Genomic DNA, 20,756 nt, shown 5'->3' with positions numbered 1-20,756 from the left:
CACCACCGTGACCACTGCGCCCACCGCCACCGCCACCGACCGCGAGCCCGTCGCCGTCGTCGGCCTGTCCTGCCTGCTGCCCGGCGCCCACACGCCCGTGGAGTTCTGGGAGACGCTGCGCGACGGCGCCGACCGCCGCACCGACGGCGGGCACGACCGGTTCGGCACCGACCCGTCGGTGCCCGGCGGCTGGGGCGACGACGCCCACCGGGTCACGGCCGTGCGCGGCGGGTTCGTCACCGAGCCCGACGTCGACCTGACCGGCCTGCACCTGCCCGCCGAGACGCTGGCCGGGCGCGACCGGGTCGTGCGCTGGTCGCTGCACACCGCGCGCCAGGCCCTCGCCGACGCCGGACTGCGTCCCGGCGACCCCCGCCTCGCCCGCACCGGGATCGCCCTGGGCAACTACTCGTTCCCGACGGCGTCGTCGAGCGCCCTGACCCTCCCGCTCGTCCGCGACGCCGTCCGCGAGGGCCTGCGCCGCGGAGGCGTCCCGGCCCCGGACCCCGATCCGGATGCCGCGGACGGCGCCCCCGACCCCCACGAGCTGTGGTCGGCGGGCGAGCCGGTCACGGTCGTCACCGACGCCCTCGGTCTCGGCGGGCCGGGCCTGTCGCTCGACGCGGCGTGCTCGTCGGCGCTCTACGGCATGGCGCTCGCCCGCGACCTGCTCGAGACCGGGCGGGCCGACGTCATGCTCGCCGGCGCGGTCTGCGCGCCCGACCCGCTGCTCATCCACCTGTCGTTCTCCGACCTCGGCGCCTACCCGGACAACGGGGTCAGCCAGCCCTTCGACGCGACCTCGCGCGGCATCGTCACCGGGCAGGGCGCCGGGCTGCTGGTGCTCAAGCGCCTCTCCGACGCGCGGCGGGACGGCGACGAGGTGCACGCCGTGATCGAGTCGCTCGGGCTGTCGAACGACGGCGCCGGGCGCCACCTGCTCAGCCCGAACGTCATCGGCCAGCTCGACACCTACCGCCGCGCCTACGACGACGCCGGCGTCGACCCCCGCGACGTCGACTACGTCGAGTGCCACGCCACCGGCACCCCGCTCGGCGACACCACCGAGCTCGCCGGGATCGCCGAGTTCTTCACCGCCCGCGGCGCCGAGGTCCCGCGCCTCGGCTCGGTGAAGGCCAACCTCGGCCACCTGCTCACCGTCGCCGGGCTCTCGAGCGTGCTCAAGGTCGTCCTCGCCATGCGCCACGGGCAGCTGCCCGCGACGCCCGGCGTCGGCGAGACCGTCGCGCTGCCGCACGGCGAGCACCCGGGCCTCGGCGAGCGGGTCGTGCGCGCGCCGCTGGCCTGGGAGCGCTCCGCCGAGCGCCGCCGCCTCGCCGGCGTCTCCGCCTTCGGGTTCGGCGGCACCGACGCCCACGTCGTGCTCGCCGACCGTCCCGCCACCGAGCCGGCCGTCGAGTCCGTGCAGGGCGCGCGCCGCAGCGTCCCCCCGCGCCGGGCGTCGGACCCCGTGGCGCTGGTCGGGCTGGGCGTCCGCGCCGCCGGGATCCACGGCGTCGACGACCTGCACGACGCCGTGCGCACCGCGACCCCGCGGCTCGGGCCGGCGTCGGCGCAGCGGTGGTACGGGCTGGAGGACGCCGTCGGCTCCGCGCCGCCCGAGGGCGGCCACCTCGACGACGTCGAGGTCGACGTGCGGACCTACCGCATCCCGCCGGCCCAGCTCGGCCACGCCAACCCGCAGCACGCCGCGTTCTTCGACGCCGCCGAGCAGGCCCTCGCCGACGCGGGACTCACCGGGGAGGACGCGCCGGACGGCCCGCGGCGGATCGCCGTCGTCGTCGCCATGGACGCCGAGCCCCACACGAACGCCCACCGCGCCCGCTTCGACATCGGCGCCCACGTGCGCGCCGACCTCGCCCGCGCCGGCGTCGCCCTCGACGAGGCCGACGTGCGCCGCCTCGAGAACGCCGCCCGCGGTGCCGTGCACCCCGACCTGGGCGCCAACGAGGTGCTCTCCTACATCGGCAACGTCATGGCGAGCCGGGTCTGCGCGGCGCACGACTTCACCGGGCCGTCGTTCACGGTCTCGGCCGACACCACCGCCGGGGCCCGCGCCCTGGACGTCGCGACGCTGCTGCTGCGCGACCCGTCGCTCGAGGCCGTGCTCGTCGGCGGGGTCGACCTCGCCGCGGGCGCGGAGAACGTGCTCGCCCGCCGGCGCGTCGCCGAGCAGGACGGGGAGGACGTGCCGCCGCTGGGCGACGGCGCGGCCGCCGTCGTGGTCACGCGCCCCCGCGACGTCACCGGGTTCCCCCGCCACCACGCCACGGTCGACGCGATGGTGCTCGACACCGGCGTCGGCGGCCGGTCGGCGGTCGCCGCGGCGGCGCGCGACGCGCTCACGGCCGCGGGCCGCCGAGGTGAGGAGATCGACCACCTCGAGCTCGGCGCGCCGGGCGGCGCCGCGGAGCGTGCCGAGCACGCCGGGCTCGCCGAGGTCTACCGCTCCGCCGACGACTCGATCCGCCACGACCGTGGCGGCCTCGTCGGGCGCCTGTCGGACCTCACCGGCGACCTGCAGCGGGCCTCGGTCCTGGCCGCCCTGGTCAAGGTCGCGACGTGCCTGCGCCTCGCCGAGCTGCCGCCGGCCCCCGACGGCGTCGTCCTCGACGCCGCCGCCACCCCGGCGCTCGACGGGTCCGCCCTGCGCGTGCCGGCGAGCCGCCGCCCGTGGCTGCGCCGCCTCGGCGGCGGCCCGCGCCTCGCCGCGCTGAGCACCGTCGGGCACCGCGGCCCGATCGGGCGGCCCGCCGCCCACCTCGTCCTCTCCAGCGCCCCCGACGGCCCGACCGACCACGGCGAGCACCGCCCCGGCGCCGACTGGGCCGCCGCGCACGGCCCGCTGCTGCTCCCGCTCGCGGGCGACGGCGTCGACGCCCTGCTCGCCGCGATCACCGCGCGGCGCGACGAGCTCGCCGCGGGCGCCGACGTCGCCGGTCTGGTCCGGGAGGCCACCGCCGCGTTCACGGCGGGCCCCGCGACCGCCGTCCTGGTCGCGCCGGACGCCGCCGCGCTCCGGCGTGAGCTGGAGGCGGCCCTCGGCGGTCTCGGGACCGCCGTCGCGGAACGCGGCGAGTGGATGACGCCGACCGGCAGCTACGCCACGACCCGCCCCATCGGCCCGGACGGGCGGATCGCGTTCGTCTACCCCGGCGCGTTCACCACCTACCCGGAGGCCGGGCAGGACCTGTTCCGGCTGTTCCCGGGCCTGCGCCGCGGCCTCGAGCGCGAGGTGCCGAGCCCGCGCGGCGCCCTCAAGCTGGAGGCGCTGTTCCCGGCGGGCCGGGCGCGGCTCGGGCGCCGCGACCTCATGCGCCACGAGGCCGAGCTGATCGACGACATCCCGACCGTGCTCGCCACCGGCACCACGCTCGCCGTGCTGCACACCCGCCTGCTCGGCGACGTGCTCGGCGTCGCCCCGGACGGCGGCTTCGGCTACAGCCTCGGCGAGTCGAGCATGCTCTTCGCCTCCGGGGTCTGGGCCACCGCCGAGCGCGACGACGTCGCGCTGCGCAGCTCGCCGCTCTTCCGCGACCAGCTGCGCGGGCGCAAGGGGCTGGTGCGCCGGGCCTGGGACATCCCCGACGACGTCGCGGACGACGCCGTCTGGGCCACCTACGTCGTGCTCGCCCCGGTCGAGGACGTCCGCGCCGCCCTCGCCGGACGCGACCGCGTGTTCCTCACCCACGTCAACACGCCGCGCGAGGTCGTCGTGGCCGGCGACCCGGCGCAGTGCGCGGAGCTCGTCGCCGCCGTCGGCGGGAAGTCGGCCCGCGCGCCCGCCAACCACGTCATGCACAACCCGGTCGTCGCCCCGGTGCGCGAGGCGCTGGCCGGGCTGAACAGCTACGCCCTCGGCGAGCCCCCGTCCGAGCTCGAGCTGCTCTCGGCGTTCGACCACGACCGCGTCGACGTCCGCGACCGCCACGACCTCGCCGAGCGGATCGCCGCCACGCTGACCAGCGAGATCGACTTCGTCCGCCTCACCCGGACCGCCCACGACCGCGGGTTCCGGTACTTCGTCGAGGTCGGGCCGGGCGCCACGTGCACCCGCTGGGTCGGCGAGACGCTCGCCGACGCCCCGCACGTCGCGGTGTCGGCCGACCGGCGCGGCGCCGGGACCGCGCAGGGCCTGGCGTCCGCGCTGGCCCGCCTCGCCGCGCACGGCGTGCCCGTCGCCCTCGAGGTCCTCCTGCCGCCCGCCCCGGAGGCCGCCCCCGCCCGCCCGGCGATGACCTTCACGGTCGTCAACGGCGCGGAGTCGGTGGTCGAGCAGGTCGCGCGGGCCACCACCGACGTCCTCGCCGCGCCCACCGAGCGGGCCGTCCCCCAGTTCCCGACCGAGGAGGAGGCGGCCGTGCCCGCGACGCCGCAGGAGTCCCCCGAGGACGAGCCGATCGTCCTCGAGGCCGAGCCGTTCGTGTTCCTGCCGCGGCGCGAGGAGGCCCCGCCGGCGCCGACCTCCGTGCCGGCCGGCCCACCGTCGGGCGGCCAGGTGCGGCTCGCCCTCGCGGTCGCCGACGCGCACCGCGCCGCCGTCCGGGCCCACGAGGCCGCGGCCGGGCAGGCGGTGGCGACGCTCCTGGCCGGGGACACCCCGCCGCCGGAGCTCCCGGCTCCGCCCCCGCGCCCCCCGCGCCGCGACGACGTCCTGTTCGACGAGCACGACATGCTCGAGTTCGCCCGCGGGAAGGTCGCGAACGTCTTCGGGGAGCGGTTCGCCGAGGTCGACACCTACGACTACCGCGTGCGGCTGCCCGAGCCGCCGTACCTGTTCGTCAGCCGGGTCACCGATCTGCACGGCGAGACCGGGCGGTTCGAGCCGTCGACGATCACCACCGAGTTCGACGTCCCCGCCGACGCCTGGTTCACCGTCGACGGCCTGGCGCCGACCGCGGTCACCGTCGAGGCCGGGCAGTGCGACCTCCTGCTCATCAGCTACCTCGGCATCGACTTCGAGAGCCGCGGCGAGCGGGTCTACCGGCTGCTGGACAGCACGCTGCGCTTCGTCACCGGCCTCCCGCGGGCCGGGCAGACGCTGCGCTACGAGATCAGCATCGACCGGTTCGTGCGCGACGGTGGGACGCTGCTGTTCTTCTTCTCCTACCGGTGCTTCGCCGACGGCGAGCTGTGCCTGGAGCTCACCGACGCCTGCGCCGGCTTCTTCAACGCCGCCGAGCTCGACGCGTCACTGGGCGTCGTCGAGACCGTCGTCGACCGGCGCCGGCGGGCGGCGATGACCCCGGCGTGGTTCAAGCCGCTGGCCCGCACCGACCGGACCGCGCTCGGCGCCGAGGACCTGCGGCTGCTCTCCCGGGGCCGCCTCGCCGAGGTGTTCGGGCCGGCCTGGGACCAGCACGCCGACGGCTGCAACCCGTCGATCCGCCTGCCCGACGAGCGCCTGCGCATGATCGACGAGATCACCGCGATCGACCGGCTCGGCGGTCCCCGCGGGCTCGGCGAGCTCACCGCGACCACCGAGCTCGACCCCGACGGCTGGTACTTCGCGTGCCACTTCACCGGCGACCCGGTGCTCGCCGGCTCGCTGGTCGCCGAGGGCGGGGTGCAGCTGCTGCAGGTCTACGCGATGTACCTCGGCCTGCACCTCGTGCTGCCCGACGCCGAGTTCCAGGCGATCCCGGACCTCACCACGAAGATCAAGGTCCGGGGTCAGATCACGCCCGGGACCCCGCGGATCACCTACCGCGCCGAGATCACCGACGTCACGATGCTGCCGCGGCCCGCGGTGGTCGCCGACCTGACGATCTACGACGGCGACAAGCCGATCATCTCGGTGCAGGACTTCGGCATCCAGGTCCGCGAGAAGCCGGGCACCGACTTCCGCCCCGGCCCCGGCGGCGTCCCGCCGTTCCTCGGGCGCCGCACGCCGACCGGCGAGGCGACGTTCGTCAACGAGCTGCACCTCGCGCACGCGGCCAAGGGCGACCTCGCGGTCACCATGGGCCCCGAGTTCGAGATCTACGCCGGCCGGCGGGCACCGCACATCCCGAACGGCGACTTCCGCTTCGTCGACCGCATCGTCGCGATGGACGGCACTCGCGGGCAGCTGCGGCCGGGCGCCACGATGATCAGCGAGTACGACGTCCCGCCCGAGGCGTGGTACCTCGCCGAGGCGCCGGGCGGGCGCACGCCGCATTGCGTGGTCCTCGAGAGCTCGCTCCAGGCGGCGATCTTCCTCGGCTACTACCTCGGGGCGACGCTGCAGCACCCCGACGCCGACCTGTGCATCCGCAACCTCGACGGCTCGGCCTCCTACGTCGCCGACGTCGACCTGCGCGGGCGCACCGTGCGCCAGCACACGGAGATGCTCTCGAGCAGCTCCGCCGGCGGCACCGTGCTGCAGTCGTTCCGCTACGAGCTCTCGGTCGACGGCGTCGTGTTCCACCGCGGCGAGTCGCTGTTCGGCTACTTCCCGCCCGAGGCCCTCGCCACCCAGGTCGGGCTCGACAACGGGCGCCGCGTCGCGCCGTGGCTCGACCGGCAGGAGGCGCTCGAGGGCGTCCGCCACCTGGACCGCGACGAGGACTGGTTCACCACCGCGCCCGCCCTCGGCGACGGCCACCTGCGCCTCGTCGACGCCGTCGACCTCGTCGAGGGCGGCGGCGACCACGGCCGCGGCTACGTCCGAGCGAGCCGCCGCATCGACCACGACGACTGGTACTTCTCCTGCCACTTCCACCGCGACCCGGTCATGCCCGGCTCGCTCGGGGTCGAGGCCGTGCTCCAGGCGCTGCAGATCTGGACGCGGGAGAGCGGGCTCTCCGCCCGGTTCGCCGACCCCGTGTTCGCGGTGCCCACCGACGTCGCGACCGGCTGGCGCTACCGCGGCCAGATCCTGCGCGACGACCCCCTGATGCTCGCCGACGCCCACGTCCGCGAGGTGCACGACCACGGCGACCGCGTCGTCGTCGTGGCCGACGCCGGCGTCTGGCGCGTCCCCGCCGACGGCGAGCCCCTGCGCATCTACGAGCTCACCGCGGTCGCGATCGAGGTCCGCGACACCCGCACCGCCCGCACCACCCCCACCGTCACCGAGGAGCAGCGATGACCGTGACCACCCCGGTGCCGGCCCGCGCCGCGGCCGCCGTGCGCGACGTCCTGGGACGTCTCGACGACCCCTGCTACGTCGTCCGCGACCCCGACGGCGGGCTGGGCCTGACCCCGCAGCGCCCGGCCGACGACGGCACCGTCGTCGCGGTCGCCCCGCCGCTGCCGCCCGAGCGCCTCGGCGCGCCCGCCTTCCGCGCCGCGCACGGCGTGCGCCACACCTACATGTGCGGCGCCATGGCGGGCGGCATCGCGTCGGCCGACCTCGTCGTCGCGGCGGCCCGGTCCGGGGTCCTCGGGTCGTTCGGCGCGGCCGGGATGCTGCCCGCGCACATCGACACCGCCCTGGGGCGTATCGCCGCCGAGGCGCCCGGTCTGCCGTTCGCCGCGAACCTCATCCACAGCCCCAGCGAGGACGCCCTCGAGCGCGACGCCGTCGACCTCTACCTGCGCCGCGGCGTGCGCTGCGTCGAGGCGTCGGCGTTCATGGGCCTGACCCGCCACGTCGTGCGCTACCGCGTCGCGGGGCTGCGCACCGACCCGTCCGGCGCCGTCGTCGCCGACAACCGCCTGATCGCCAAGGTCTCCCGGCCCGAGGTCGCCGCCCACTTCCTCGCCCCGCCACCGCCCGAGATGGTGGAGGCCCTCGTCGCCGACGGGCTCGTGACCCCCGAGCAGCGCCGCCTGGCCGCGCGCGTCCCGATGGCCGACGACATCACCGTCGAGGCCGACTCCGGCGGGCACACCGACCGTCGCCCGATGACCGCGCTGCTGCCCGGCGTGCTGGCCCAGCGTGACGCGACCGCCGCGGAGCACGGCTACCCCCACGCCGTGCGCGTCGGCGCGGCCGGCGGGCTCGGCACGCCCGCGGCCGTCGCCGCCGCCTACGCGCTGGGCGCCGACTACGTCGTCACGGGCTCGGTGAACCAGGCCTGCGTCGAGTCGGGGACGTCGCCGCAGGCCCGCGAGATGCTCGCGCGCGCCGGCATCGCCGACTGCGAGATGGCCCCCGCCGCGGACATGTTCGAGCTCGGCGTCGAGCTGCAGGTGCTGCGGCGCGGCACGTTCTTCCCGATGCGCGCCAAGAGCCTGCTCGAGCTCTACCGCCGCTACGACGGCCTCGACGCCCTGCCCGACGCGGAGCGCGAGACCCTCGAGAAGAAGGTGTTCCGGCGCTCGGTCGACGAGGTGTGGGACGAGGTCGTCGCCTACTTCACCCGGCGCGACCCCGAGCAGCTCGCGCGCGCGGCCGACGACCCCCGCCGCCGCATGGCCCTGGTCTTCCGCTGGTACCTGGGCATGGCCTCGCGCTGGGCGGTCACCGGCGAGACCGAGCGCGCCGGCGACTTCCAGATCTGGTGCGGACCGGCGATGGGCAGCTTCAACGACTGGGTGCGCGGCACCTACCTCGCGCCCCCCGAGAACCGGACGGTGGGCGACGTCGCCACCCACCTGCTGCGCGGCGCCGCCTACGAGGCGCGGGTCTGGCAGCTGCGGCTGTCCGGCGTGCGGCTCCCGTCGGCGGCCACCACCTACCGGCCCGTCCCGATCGAGGAGGCGGCGTGATGGCCACCCTGCTGGCCGACGATCTGGAACGCCGCCTCGGCCCGCCCGACGACGAGGCGCTGCGCCGCCGCGACGAGCAGGGCACGGTCACCGCGCTCGCCGCCGCCGCGGGGCCCGACCTGCGCCTGTCGTTCGTCCCCGCCGCCGCGGGCGGCACGCTCGCGAGCCTCGAGGAGACCCTCGCGCTCGCCCGGGCCGCCGCCCGCCGCGACGCCACCGTCATGCCCGCGACGATGTTCGGGATCACGGCGACGACGGCGGTGCTGATCGGCGGGACCGCCGCGCAGCGCGCCGAGGTCGTCGACCTCGCCGGCGCCGGGCGCACGGTGGCCTTCGCGGTCTCCGAGCGCGACCACGACGCCGACCCGCTCGCCGGCACCTGCGCGCTCGTGGACACCCCCGACGGGCCGGTGCTGCGCGGGAGGAAGTGGCGGGTCGGCACGGGCCCGCACACCACCGCCGCGCTCGTGCTCGCCCGCACCGGCGGCCGCGGCCCGGCCGCGTTCAGCCTCGTGGTCGTGCGCGACCCGGCCCTGCGGGCCGCGCGGGTCGCCGACCGCGGCGCCGACGGCTGGCGCGGGGTCGCGTTCGCCGACCTGGCCTTCGACGACGTCGCGGTGTCCCCCGACGACGTGGTCGGCGGGCCGGACGGGGTCGGCCGCGGGATCGAGCTGATGCTGCGCGCGATGCAGGTGGTGCGGGTGACGAGCACCGCCGCCGGCCTCGGCGCCATGGACCTCGCCCTGCGCGTCGCCCGCGAGGACGGCGCCGCCGGCCCCGTGGCGACGGCCGAGCTGGAGGCCGCGGCCGTCGCGGCCACCGCCGCCGAGGTGCACGCGCGGGTGGCCGCCCGGGCCCTGCACACCGCGCCCGGCCAGCAGGCCCTGGGGTCGAGCGCGGTGAAGTGGGTGGTCACCGAGCTGACCGACGAGGTGTTCGACCGGGCCGCCGACGTCCTCGGCTTCTCCGCGGTGCTCGCGGGCCCGTTCGCCATCGCGCGCCGCGACGCCGCGCTCGCCCGCTACGTCGACACCGACCCGCACGCCAACCTCGACCTGCTCGCCGCGGCGCTGCGCCGGCTGGCCCTGCGCCCCACCGGGCCGCGGAACCCGGGGGAGGAGCTGGCCGCGGCCGTCACCTTCGGCGCCGCGCTGCCGGCGTTCGACCCGGCCGGCACGGCGCTCGCGGGCCGCGACGAGATGCTGCTCGACGGCCTGCCCGCCCTCGTCGACGCCCTGCGCGCCGGCGGCGGCGACCCGGAGCTGCTGGCCCGCGCCGAGGCGACCGACGCCGACGTCCGCGCGCTGCTCGCCGCGATCGCCGTGCCCGGCCTGGCCCCGCCGCAGCTTGCGACCCTCGCCGCCCGCGGCGCGTTCCTGCACGCCGCCGCCGCGTGCGTGCACGTGGCCGCGAGCGGCTCGCACGAGCCGCGCGCCCGGCTCCTCGCCGCGACCGACCTGCTGCGCGCCCGCGCCGCGGGGACCCGGCGCACCCCAGACGCATCGCACGACCGCACCCACCCGGAGGTGACCCGATGACCCGTGTCGACGAGCTCCGCGCCCTCACCGAGGACCTGGAGCGCCATCTCGGCGATCCGCACGACGCCGACGGCCCGGTGTCGTTCGCGACGTCGCTGGACCTCGACGAGCGCGAGCAGTACCCCCACGGCGGCCTGGACGTCCTGCGCGCCTGGGGGTGCCACGACTTCGGCGTGCCGGTCTCGGCCGGTGGGCGCGGCGTGGCCACCCAGGACAGCGTCGCGTTCGGCACCACGATCGCCCGGCGCGACGCCACGCTGGCCACCGCGCTGTCGATCACGATGCTCGCCTACCTGCCGATCTGGGTCGGCGGCGACGACGAGCAGCGCGCCCGCTACGGCGAGGCGGTGCACCGCGGCGCGAAGTTCGCCTGGGGGCTCACCGAGCGCGAGCACGGCAGCGACGTGCTGGCCACGGGGATGACCGCGCGGCGCGTCGAGGGCGGCTACGTCGTCGACGGCGAGAAGTGGCTGATCGGGCACGGCACGCAGGCCGACTACGTCGTGCTGTTCGTGCGCACCGGCGAGCGCGCCGGGCCCGCCGGGTTCTCGATCCTCGTGCTCGACCGCAGGGCGACCCCCGCCCACTGCATCAGCGCGCTGCCCGACGAGCAGCTGCACGGCCTGCGCGGCATCGACATGAGCGGGCTGCGCCTCACCGACTGCTTCATCCCCGACTCCGCGCGCATCGGGCCCGAGGGCCACGGCCTGGAGATCGCGCTGACCGGCTCGCACCCGGTCCGCGTCATGATCACGGGGATCGCGCTCGGGTGCACCGACACCGCGCTGCGCCTCGCGCTCGACTTCACCACCCAGCGCGAGATCTTCGGCGGCACCGTCGTCGACGTGCCCTACTCGCGGCGCAAGCTCGTCGAGGCCCACGCCGACCTGCTGCTCTCCGACACGCTCGCGAACTGCGCGGCCCGCAGCCTGCAGACCAGCCCGGACCAGAGCGCGGTGTGGTCGTCGGTCGCGAAGTACCTCGTGCCGACGGTGCTCGACCGCACCGTCGCCGAGCTCGGCGTGGTGCTCGGCGCCCGGCACTACCTGCGCGGCCACCACCGGTACGGGATGTTCCAGAAGGCGCGCCGCGACCTGCTCGTCGCGAACTTCGCCGACGGCAACACCGTCGTGAACCTCAAGAACGTCGCGACGGCGCTGCCGAGCCTGCTCGCGCCGGCCGGCGACGCGGCGACCGCCGCGGCCCGCGAGCGGGCCCGCGCCCTGTTCGACTGGGACGCCGAGCTCCCGCCGATCGCCCCCTGGGCCGCGCAGACCGCGGGCCGTACCGGTGACGACGCCCTGCACGTGCTGCCCGACGCCATCGCCGCGCTGGCCCGCCGCGCGGAGGCGACCGAGGACCCCGTCGAGGCCGACCGCTGGCGCCGCTGCGCGGAGCTGGGCCGCCACCTCGGCGACGAGCTCGACTGGATGCGCGCGGAGTGCGCCGCCCTGCAGAAGCGCCTCGGGCGCGCCTACGGGTCGTCGGCGGAGCTGTTCACGCTGGCCGAGCGGTTCTGCGTCCTGCACGCGGTCGCCACGTGCCTGGCCCACCGCGCCCTGTCCTCGGACTGGATCGCCACGCCGATGGACGGCGCGGCACCGCTGCTGATGTGCCTGCACCAGCTGTGGGCGCGGCTCTACCCGCTCGACCCTGTCGCGACCCCCGACGACGTCGAGGCGGCCGCCCGGGTCCTGCTCACCTGCCACGCCGAGGGGCGCTCCTTCGGCTACCGGCAGTTCGCGCTGGCCAAGCCGGCCGGCGCACCCGACGCCCGGGAGGTGGCGTGATGACCGCCGACGACCGCCGCGCAGCGTGGCCCGGCACGGAGGGCGAGGTCCACTGGGCCCACTGCCCCTCGTGCGGCGCCGCGATCTACCTGCGCCGCCTGCAGCGCCACGAGCACGTGTGCCCCGAGTGCTCCCACCACTGGCGGATCGGGGTCGACCAGCGCCTCGCGGCCCTGCTCGACACCGACTCGTTCACCGAGATCGGGGCCGACCTGGCCTCCGACGACCCGCTCGACTTCGTCGACACCAAGCCCTACACCGAGCGGGTCGCGGCGGCCCGGCGCCGCACCGGGTCGCAGGAGGCCGTGCGCTGCGGCACCGCGACCATCGAGGGCCACCCGCTCGTCGTCGCCGCCCTCGACTTCCGGTTCCTCGGCGGCAGCATCGGCGCCACGACCGGCGAGAAGATCTGCCTGGCCGCGCGCACCGCGCTCGCCCGCCGGATCCCGCTGCTCGTGGTGTGCGCCTCCGGCGGCGCCCGCATGCAGGAGGGCGCGCTGTCGCTGATGCAGCTGGCGCGGACCAGCCAGGAGATCGCCCGGCTGCGCGAGGCCGGGGTCGCGTGCATCAACCTCAACACCGACCCCACCTACGGCGGCGCGACCGCGTCGTTCGCCATGCTCGGCGACGTCGTCGTCGCCGAACCGGCCGCGCGGATCGGCTTCGCCGGACCCGACGTCGTCGAGCAGACGATCCGCGAGAAGCTGCCCGACCGCTTCCAGACCGCGGAGTTCCTCGCCGAGAGCGGCATGGTCGACCTCGTCGTCCCCCGGCCCGCGCAGCGCGGCACCCTGGCCCGTCTCCTGTGCCTGCTCGGGGACCCGCACGGCGCGGCCTCCGGAACGGTGGACGCGTCGGGGAGCGCGCCCGTCGTGCCCCTCGGAGGGGCGGCCGGCGGCTCGGCGTGGGACGTCGTGCGCTCCGCGCGCAACCTCCAGCGGCCCACCGCCCGCGACTACTGCCGGGCGGTGTTCGACGACTTCGTCGAGCTCCACGGCGACCGCCTCTCCGGCGACGACCAGGCCGTCGTCGGCGGCCTCGCGCGCCTCGACGGGCGCACCGTCGTCGCCGTCGGCACCCAGAAGGGCCACACGCCCACCGAGCTCGTCGAGAACAACTTCGGCATGCCGCAGCCCGGCGGCTACCACAAGGCGCGCCGGATGATGACGCTCGCGGAGCGCCTCGGGGTGCCGGTGGTGACCTTCGTCGACACCCCCGGCGCCTTCCCCGGCGCCGAGGCCGAGGAACGCGGCCAGGGCACCGCGATCGCCGAGTGCATCCTCGCGATGTCGCGCCTCGAGGTGCCGACGGTCGCGCTGGTCACCGGCGAGGGCGGCAGCGGCGGCGCCCTCTCGCTCGCCGTCGGCAACCGGGTGCTGCTGCTCGAGAACGCCTACTACTCGGTGATCAGCCCGGAGGGCTGCGCGACGATCTTGTGGGGCGAGGCCGCCGCGGCCTCCACCGCGGCCGAGGTGCTGCACCTGACCGCCCCGCAGCTGCACACCCTCGGCGTCGTCGACCGGGTCGTCGGCGAGCCGGCGGGCGGGGCGGCGGCCGACCCGGCGGCGACGGCGCACGCCGTGCGCGCCGCGGTGACCGACGCCCTCGCCGAACTGGTGCCGCTGCCCCCCGAGGAGGTGGTGGCCGACCGGCACGCCCGGTTCGCCCGCTTCGGGGCCCCCGGGACCGCTCTCGTGACGGAGGTGGCGTCGTGATCACGCACAGGAACGGTGTCTCGCCGGTGGACGAGCACCGCGGCGATCCGGGCCAGGGGCTCGAGGCCCTGCGCGACACCGCGGTGTCGCTCGCCGGCGCGCTGCCCGAGCGGCCCGCCCGCATCCGCGTCGCGTCGGGGACGGAGAGCATCGAGGTGGAGTGGGGGACGGGCGGTGAGCCCGCCGGGTCCGCACCCACGACCCCTGCCCCCGCCCCGGCCGCCGTTCCGGGACCGGCGCCGGCTCCCGCGTCCGCGTCCGCGCCGGCCCCGGTGCCGGCCGGGCCCGCGGTCACGATCGTCGCGCCGCTCGTCGGCACCTTCTACGGCGCGCCGTCACCGGGGGAGCCGCCGTTCGTCGCCGTCGGCGACACCGTCCACCCGGGCCAGCAGGTCGCGATCGTCGAGGCGATGAAGCTGATGAACGCCGTGCACGCCGACCGGGGCGGCGTGGTGACGGCCGTGCGCGTCAGCGACGGCGAGATGGTCGAGTTCGGACAGGTGCTCGTCGAGCTGGACCACATCGCGGACGGGGACTAGCCATGTTCGACACGATCCTGGTGGCCAACCGCGGGGAGATCGCGGTGCGCGTGATCCGGGCCTGCCACGAGGTGGGCGCCCGTGCCGTGGCGGTGTACTCGACCGCCGACGCCGACTCCGCGGCGGTGCGGCTCGCCGACGAGGCGGTGCACATCGGCGGCCCGCCGGCGCGCGAGAGCTACCTCAACATCCCGAACGTCGTCGGGGCCGCGATCAAGAGCGGCGCCGACGCGGTGCACCCCGGCTACGGCTTCCTCTCCGAGGACCCGTGGTTCGCCGAGATCCTCACCGAGCACGGCATCACGTTCATCGGGCCCCCGCCCGGCGTGATGGAGCAGCTCGGCGACAAGGCCACCGCCCGCTCGCTGATGGCGGCGGCCGGCCTCCCGACGCTGCCGGGGTCGGCGCCGGTCGCGACCGCCGAGGAGGCCGCCGACGCGGCCCGCGAGGTCGGCTTCCCGCTGATGATCAAGGCGTCGGCCGGGGGCGGCGGGCGCGGCATCACCGTCGTCGACGCCCCGGGCGACCTGGAGTCGGCGTTCCGGCGCACCCGCGACGACGCGCAGATGCTCTTCGGCGACCCCACCGTCTACCTCGAGCGCCGCGTCGACCCGGCGCGGCACATCGAGGTCCAGATCGTGTGCGACGACCACGGCCACGGCGTGCACCTCGGCGAGCGGGACTGCTCGGTACAGCGGCGCAACCAGAAGCTCGTCGAGGAGTCGCCGTCCCCGGCGGTCGACGAGGAGCTGCGGGCGCGGATGGGCGAGGCGGCCGTCGCGGGCGCGCTCGCCGTCGGCTACCGGGGCGTCGGGACCATGGAGTTCCTGCTCGACGAGAGCGGCGAGTTCTGGTTCATGGAGTGCAACACGCGGATCCAGGTCGAGCACCCGGTCACCGAGATGGTCACCGACGTCGACCTCGTCGCCGAGCAGCTCCGGATCGCGGCGGGCGAGCCGCTCTCGATCCGCCAGTCCGACGTCCGGCTGCGTGGCCACGCCATCGAGTGCCGCCTCAACGCCGAAGACCCGGCCCGCGGCTTCGCGCCGACGCCCGGCCGCCTCGACGTGTGCACGCCGCCCGGCGGGCCGTGGGTGCGCTTCGACTCGCACTGCGAGGTCGGCAGCGTCGTCCCCCCGCACTACGACTCGATGATCGCCAAGGTGATCGCGTGGGCGCCCGACCGTCCCGCGGCGCTGGCGCGCATGGCGCGGGCGCTCGACGAGACGCGGATCGGGGGGCCGGGGATGGCGGTGCTGACGGATTTCCAGCGCGAGCTGCTCGACGACCCGCGCTTCCGCCGCGGCGAGCACGACACGGGTCTGCTCGCGTCCCGGGGCTGAGCTCAGCCGGCCGCCACGGGGACGGGCGCGGTGTCCTCGTGGCGGTCGCCCAGGCGGGTCGCGGAGGTGCTCGACGCCCCGACCGCCTGCCCCCGTGACGCCTTCTGCAGGCCGATCACCGGCATGTGGCTGTAGATCGTCTCCCAGGTCCCCTCGGCGACGCGGTAGGTCTCGTGGAACACGCCCACCGCGTCGGTGCGGCGCGCGGCCTTGTTGAACGCGCGCCACGCCGGCACGTGCGCGGCGTCGGTGTTGCGGGCGTAGGCGATGAGCTGGTCGTAGGAGCGCCAGTACTGCACGAGCGCGGGGCCGCCGAACATCCAGCCCTGCTCGGCGTGCAGGAGCCCGAGCTCCGGGTGGCGCAGCAGCTCCTTGACCATCGGGCGCATCGCGCCGACGACGGGGAGCCACTCGTGGATCCGGGCCGGCCGGTTGATGTGCATCCCGAGCACGAAGACGACGAACTCACCGTCGATCTCGGCGGTGACACGATGGTTCACGGCGTCCTCCCGGACGGTGTAGTGCTTGTCCCTCTATGGATAGTCCTACTATCCGTTGTTGTCAAACGGAGGTGTCCCCGTGCGCGTGGGTGAGCTGAGTCGGCGGTCGGGCGTCAGCGTCCCGTCGATCAAGTACTACCTGCGCGAGGGCATGCTCCCGGCCGGCGAGCGGACCGGGCCGAACCAGGCGGACTACGGCGAGGACCACGTGCGGCGCCTGCGTCTCGTGCGGGCGCTGCTCGACGTCGGCGGCCTCTCGGTGGCCGCGGCGAAGGAGGTGCTCGCGGCCGTCGACGGCGAGGTGTCGCTCTACGAGGCGCTCGGCGCGGCCCAGGACGCGCTGGTGTCGGTGCCCGAGGGCGCCGAGGACGAGGCGTCGTCGACCGCCCGCGCGCGGGTCGACGACCTCGTGGCGCGCCGCGGCTGGAGCGTCACCGAGGAGAACCCGGGGCGCCGGGCGGCCGCCGACGTCCTGGCCGCGTACACCCGGCTGGGCTGGCCGCAGTTCGGCGAGGCGATCGACGACTACGCCGAGGCGATGGAGCAGCTCGCCCGGCGCGAGGTCGAGTCGGTCCTCGCCAGCGGCAGCGATGACGGCCGGGAGCGCGCTGTCGAGGGGGCCGTCACGGGCACCGTGCTCGGCGGCTCGCTGCTGCTCGCGCTGCGGGTGATGGCGCAGGCGGACGCGTCGGCCCGCCTGCTCGGGGAGGACGGAACGGACAAATCTGCCGCGGATCGTTGAATTATCGGGTGTAACAGGCGAGACTGGGTGTAGCACCCTCTCGAAGGAGCGCACCATGAGCACCCCCGGCACCGCGGTCTCGGCCCCCGAGACCCCCGAGGCGAGCACGCCGTCCGAGTCCGCTCCTCCCGAGACGCGGGGCGGCCTCGGCGCCCTCACCGGGCTGCTGTTCGACATCGGCATCCCCGTCCTCGGCTACTACGTCCTGCACCTGCTCGGGACGTCGGACTGGGTGGCCCTGCTCGTCGCGACGGTCGCCGCGGGCCTGCGCCTGTGCTGGGTCGCGGTGCGCACGCGGCGCATCACGTGGTTCGCGGCGGTGATGCTCGGCATGTTCGGGCTGGGTCTCGCGCTCGCCTTCGCCAGCGACGACCCGCGGTTCATGCTGCTCAGCGACTCGTTCACCACCTCGGTGGTGGCGCTGGGCTTCCTGGGCAGCCTCGTCGTCGGCAAGCCGCTGACGCTCTCGGCGTTCCAGACCTGGAAGCCGCGCGAGGCCGGGAAGATGGACGAGTACTACCGCACCAACCCCGTCGTGCGACGGCTCTTCCGCGTCAGCGCGCTGGTGTGGGGCCTCGGCCTGCTCATCGAGTCGGTGGCGCGGATCCCGCTGGTCTACGCCCTGCCCGTCGAGGTCATGGTCGGGGTGTCCGCCGCGCTGCTGATCGCGACCAACGCCGGGCTCGCCGTCTGGAACGTCGCCTACGCGGTGCGCCAGAGCCGGCGGGCCTCGGCGTGGGCCGGGGAGCACGTCAGCGTCTGAGCGGGCTGCGCCCCGCTGGGCTAGCGTCCGCGATCATGGCTGCTCGCATCGACTTCCCGTCCCGCATCGGCGTCTGGTGGACCAGCGACACCTGGTCGATCCAGGACGCCCAGCAGGCCGCCCGCGACATCGAGGCGATGGGCTACGGCTCGCTGTTCTACGGCGAGGCCTACGGCAAGGAGACGCTGACCCAGGCGGGCGCGTTCCTCGCCGCCACCGAGCGGCTCGTCGTCGGCACCGGCATCGCCAACATCCACGCCCGCGACCCCATCGCCGCGGAGAGCGGCGGGCGCACGCTCACCGCGCTGTACCCGGGGCGCTTCGTGCTCGGCCTCGGCGTGAGCCACGCCCCGCTGGTCGAGCGCGGGCGCGGCGGCACGTACCAGAAGCCACTGGCGACGATGCGCGACTACCTGCAGCGCATGGCCGCCGTGCCCGAGCAGATCGAGCCCGGCGTCGGGCGCCCGGCCCGGCTGGTCGCGGCGCTGGGCCCGAAGATGATCGAGCTCGCCGGCGCCGAGACCGACGGTGTGCACCCGTACCTGGTCACGCCGGAGCAGACCCGGGTGACGCGCGAGGCCCTCGGCCCCGACAAGTGGGTCGTCTCCGAGCAGGCGGTGGCGGTCGGGGGCGACGCCGACGACGCGATGCGCCGGGCGCACACCCACCTCGAGATCTACTCGGGCCTGCCGAACTACCGGAACTCGTGGCTGCGCCAGGGCTTCGAGGAGTCCGACATGCCCCGCGGCGGCTCCGACCGCCTCAAGAAGGCCCTGGTCGGCGTGGGCGACATCGACACGATCGCGGCGTCGGTGACCGCGCACCTCGACGCCGGCGCCGACCACGTCCTGGTCCAGGCCCTCGGCGAGAACCCGATGGCCGACCCCCGCGAGCACCTCCGCGAGCTGGCCCGCGCCCTCTCCATGTGAGCGAACTTCGGTGCTATAGCCCCGAAGTTCACTCACGTAGGTCGGTGCGGATCGGGTGGCCCGGAGGGATCTCGACGAGCACGATCGCGCGGCCGTCCGGGTCGGCGATCCAGCACTCGTCGAGGCCCCAGAACTCCCGCTGCGGTTCGCGGGTGATGGTCACGCCCCGGCCGCGCAGGGTGTCCACCGCGTCCGGCAGCGAGCGCACCTGCAGCCACAGCGCGTCGTCGCCGATCGTCACCGCCCCGGCCTTCGAGAGCTCCAGGTAGCCCGTACCCAGGAAGAAGACGACACCGCCCGGGAACTCCCGGGCCACCGCGAGCCCGAGCGACTCGGCGTAGAACCGCCGGGAGACCTCCCAGTCGCGGGGGCGCACCAGGACGCGGCTCGACAGGATCTCCACGCTCGTTCCCTTCGTCTCGTGTCACGATTCGGCGGCCGGACTCGGGGAAACTCCCCGAGGTGAGTTCTCCCGAGCCCGATCCCCGGCGGTGGCGCGCCCTCGCGGTGTGCCTGATCGCCGGGTTCATGACGCTGCTCGACGTCAGCATCGTCAACGTCGCCCTCCCCGCCATGCAGCGCGGCATCGGCGCGTCGTCGGCGGAGCTGTCGTGGGTCGTGTCGGGCTACGCGCTGGCGTTCGGTCTCGTGCTCGTCGCCTCCGGGCGCCTCGGTGACGACCGCGGCCGCAAGAAGATGTTCATGATCTCGCTGGCGCTGTTCACGCTGACCAGCGTCGCGGCGGCCCTGTCCCCGAGCGCGGAGTGGCTCGTGGTGTTCCGCCTCCTGCAGGGCGCCGCGGGCGGCATGCTGAACCCGCAGGTCATCGGCTTCATCCAGCAGCTGTTCACCGGCCGCGAGCGGGGCCGCGCCTTCGGCCTCTTCGGCGCCGCGATCGGGATCTCGACGGCCATCGGTCCGCTGCTCGGCGGCCTGCTGCTCGAGTGGGGCGGCGAGACCGACGGCTGGCGCTGGGTCTTCTACGTCAACGCGCCGATCGGGGTCGCCGCGCTCGTCCTCGGCGCCCGCCTGCTGCCCCGCGACACCGCGACCGACGGCGAGAAGCGGCCCCTCGACGCGATCGGCGCGATCCTGCTCGGCGGCGCCGTCGTCGCGGTCATGGTCCCGCTGGTGCTCTCCGAGCAGGACCGGTCCGGCGCGCCCTGGTGGCTCATCGGCGTCGCCGTCGTCCTGCTCGTCGTCTTCGTGTTCTGGGAGCGCCGCGCGCGCCGGACCCACGGCCACCCGCTGGTGAACTTCGGCCTGCTGCGCACCCGCAGCTACGCGCTCGGGACCTCGCTCGGCCTGCTCTACTTCGCCGGTTTCACGGCGATCTTCTTCGTGGTCACGCTCTTCCTGCAGAACGGCCGCGCCTACACCCCGCTCGAGGCCGGGCTCGCGCTCACCCCGTTCGCGCTCGGGTCGGCGGTGTCGTCGGCGATCGGCGGGCGGCTGGTGTCCCGGCTGGGCAAGCCGCTGGTCGTCGGCGGGCTCGTCCTGGTCGCGCTGGGCCTGGTCGCCGTCGACGTCGTCCTGCGCCTCGACCCGGCGCAGGTCGGCTGGGCGATCGCGCTGCCGCTGCTCGTCGCCGGCGTCGGGAGCGGGTTCGTCATCGCCCCGAACCAGACGCTCGCGCTCGAGGAGGTGCCGCCCCGCGAGGGCGGGACGGCGGCCGGTGTCCTGCAGACGGGACAGCGGGTCGGGTCGGCGGTCGGCATCTCGGCGGTCGGCGCCGTCTTCTTCGGCCAGCTGACCAGCACCGGCGGCGACTGGGCCCTCGCGATCAGCCGCGGCCTCGTCGGCGCGGTCGCCTTCGTGGTGCTCGCGCTCGTTCTCGGGGTGGTCGACCTGCTGCTCGGGCGCCGTCGGCGGCCCGCCGCCGGGGACGCGCCCGCGATCGCCGAGGCGCCCGCGCCGGCCGGGGAGGCGCACGGCCTGTCCGGCCACGTCACCGACACCGCCGGAGACGCGGTACCCGGCGCGACCCTCACCCTCGTCGACCCCGACGGTCACGAGGCCGCGACCACCGCCGCGGACCCCGACGGCGGGTACCGCCTCGTCCCGGGGCCGGGCCGCTTCCAGCTCGTCACGCGCGCGGACGGCCACCGCCCGGCGGTGGCGTGGGTCGACGTCCCCGACGAGGCGCGGGTCGTGCGCGACGTGGTGCTCGAGGTGGTGCTCGACGTGCCGGAGCGATCGACGGCGGGTTGACCACCCGGGACCGGGGGTACTGGCCCTC

Annotated in this window: 13 protein-coding genes; 11 read left to right on the top strand and 2 right to left on the bottom strand. The window is 75.8% G+C overall.

Annotated elements, in window-relative coordinates:
* The first annotated feature begins 7 nt into the window (after positions 1–7).
* Genes WCD41_RS18825 through WCD41_RS18795 form a run of 7 tightly spaced genes read left to right on the top strand, consistent with a single transcriptional unit; the run spans position 8 to position 15,583 of the window.
* A complete protein-coding gene (locus WCD41_RS18825) occupies positions 8–7,093 on the top strand; it encodes a beta-ketoacyl synthase N-terminal-like domain-containing protein (RefSeq protein WP_337715160.1) in 7,086 nt (2,361 codons plus the stop codon).
* The gene (locus WCD41_RS18820; RefSeq protein ID WP_337715158.1) at positions 7,090–8,658 is read left to right on the top strand and encodes a PfaD family polyunsaturated fatty acid/polyketide biosynthesis protein; all 1,569 of its coding nucleotides are present in this window, start codon (positions 7,090–7,092) and stop codon (positions 8,656–8,658) included. The genes WCD41_RS18825 and WCD41_RS18820 overlap by 4 nt, the downstream gene beginning before the upstream one ends.
* Entirely contained in the window at positions 8,658–10,196 is a 1,539-nt protein-coding gene (locus tag WCD41_RS18815; RefSeq protein WP_337715156.1) for an acyl-CoA dehydrogenase family protein, read from the top strand. Before WCD41_RS18820 ends, WCD41_RS18815 begins: the two co-directional genes overlap by 1 nt.
* Positions 10,193–11,986 carry an acyl-CoA dehydrogenase family protein gene (locus tag WCD41_RS18810; protein ID WP_337715154.1) on the top strand — a complete coding sequence of 598 codons (1,794 nt, stop codon included), beginning with the start codon at positions 10,193–10,195 and terminating at the stop codon, positions 11,984–11,986. Before WCD41_RS18815 ends, WCD41_RS18810 begins: the two co-directional genes overlap by 4 nt.
* Positions 11,986–13,701, top strand: coding sequence for an acetyl-CoA carboxylase, carboxyltransferase subunit beta (accD, locus tag WCD41_RS18805; protein ID WP_337715152.1), 1,716 nt, complete (start codon positions 11,986–11,988; stop codon positions 13,699–13,701). The genes WCD41_RS18810 and accD overlap by 1 nt, the downstream gene beginning before the upstream one ends.
* Positions 13,698–14,240 carry an acetyl-CoA carboxylase biotin carboxyl carrier protein gene (locus tag WCD41_RS18800; RefSeq protein WP_337715150.1) on the top strand — a complete coding sequence of 181 codons (543 nt, stop codon included), beginning with the start codon at positions 13,698–13,700 and terminating at the stop codon, positions 14,238–14,240. The genes accD and WCD41_RS18800 overlap by 4 nt, the downstream gene beginning before the upstream one ends.
* Before the next feature lie 2 nt (positions 14,241–14,242).
* The gene (locus WCD41_RS18795) at positions 14,243–15,583 is read left to right on the top strand and encodes an acetyl-CoA carboxylase biotin carboxylase subunit (protein WP_337715148.1); all 1,341 of its coding nucleotides are present in this window, start codon (positions 14,243–14,245) and stop codon (positions 15,581–15,583) included.
* A 2-nt stretch (positions 15,584–15,585) separates the two neighbouring features.
* Here WCD41_RS18795 and WCD41_RS18790 read toward each other — a convergent pair whose 3' ends face one another.
* Positions 15,586–16,083: a DUF4188 domain-containing protein gene (locus tag WCD41_RS18790; protein WP_337715146.1), complete on the bottom strand. Its 498-nt coding sequence runs from the start codon at positions 16,081–16,083 to the stop codon at positions 15,586–15,588.
* A gap of 85 nt (positions 16,084–16,168) precedes the next feature.
* Here WCD41_RS18790 and WCD41_RS18785 point away from each other — a divergent pair, with 85 nt between their 5' ends.
* From WCD41_RS18785 to WCD41_RS18775, 3 genes are read left to right on the top strand one after another with little or no spacing between them, the layout of a single operon-like run.
* Positions 16,169–16,825: a MerR family transcriptional regulator gene (locus WCD41_RS18785; protein ID WP_337715144.1), complete on the top strand. Its 657-nt coding sequence runs from the start codon at positions 16,169–16,171 to the stop codon at positions 16,823–16,825.
* Between the two features lie 55 nt (positions 16,826–16,880).
* Positions 16,881–17,588 (top strand): VC0807 family protein, encoded by a 708-nt coding sequence (locus WCD41_RS18780; protein ID WP_337715142.1) that lies wholly within the window; start codon positions 16,881–16,883, stop codon positions 17,586–17,588.
* Positions 17,589–17,623: 35 nt separating this feature from the next.
* Entirely contained in the window at positions 17,624–18,517 is an 894-nt protein-coding gene (locus tag WCD41_RS18775; RefSeq protein ID WP_337715141.1) for an LLM class F420-dependent oxidoreductase, read from the top strand.
* A gap of 28 nt (positions 18,518–18,545) precedes the next feature.
* Here the strand turns inward: WCD41_RS18775 and WCD41_RS18770 are convergent, their stop codons facing one another.
* A complete protein-coding gene (locus WCD41_RS18770; RefSeq protein ID WP_337715139.1) occupies positions 18,546–18,920 on the bottom strand; it encodes a VOC family protein in 375 nt (124 codons plus the stop codon).
* Between the two features lie 59 nt (positions 18,921–18,979).
* On the opposite strand from WCD41_RS18770, the gene WCD41_RS18765 reads away from it, so the two are divergent.
* Positions 18,980–20,728: an MFS transporter gene (locus WCD41_RS18765; RefSeq protein WP_337715137.1), complete on the top strand. Its 1,749-nt coding sequence runs from the start codon at positions 18,980–18,982 to the stop codon at positions 20,726–20,728.
* The last annotated feature ends 28 nt before the right edge of the window (positions 20,729–20,756 follow it).

It is taken from the genome of Actinomycetospora aeridis, assembly GCF_037400275.1.
Lineage (GTDB): Bacteria > Actinomycetota > Actinomycetes > Mycobacteriales > Pseudonocardiaceae > Actinomycetospora > Actinomycetospora aeridis.
Note: the sequence above shows the minus strand (reverse complement) of the source record. Positions and strands in the feature narration are given on the sequence as shown.

Coding starts and splice junctions, on each gene's coding strand:
- WCD41_RS18795 (WP_337715148.1), top strand. CDS start 14,243: ATGTTCGACACGATCCTGGTGGCCAACCGCGGGGAGATCGCGGTGCGC.
- WCD41_RS18820 (WP_337715158.1), top strand. CDS start 7,090: ATGACCGTGACCACCCCGGTGCCGGCCCGCGCCGCGGCCGCCGTGCGC.
- accD (WP_337715152.1), top strand. CDS start 11,986: ATGACCGCCGACGACCGCCGCGCAGCGTGGCCCGGCACGGAGGGCGAG.
- WCD41_RS18815 (WP_337715156.1), top strand. CDS start 8,658: ATGGCCACCCTGCTGGCCGACGATCTGGAACGCCGCCTCGGCCCGCCC.
- WCD41_RS18775 (WP_337715141.1), top strand. CDS start 17,624: ATGGCTGCTCGCATCGACTTCCCGTCCCGCATCGGCGTCTGGTGGACC.
- WCD41_RS18780 (WP_337715142.1), top strand. CDS start 16,881: ATGAGCACCCCCGGCACCGCGGTCTCGGCCCCCGAGACCCCCGAGGCG.
- WCD41_RS18810 (WP_337715154.1), top strand. CDS start 10,193: ATGACCCGTGTCGACGAGCTCCGCGCCCTCACCGAGGACCTGGAGCGC.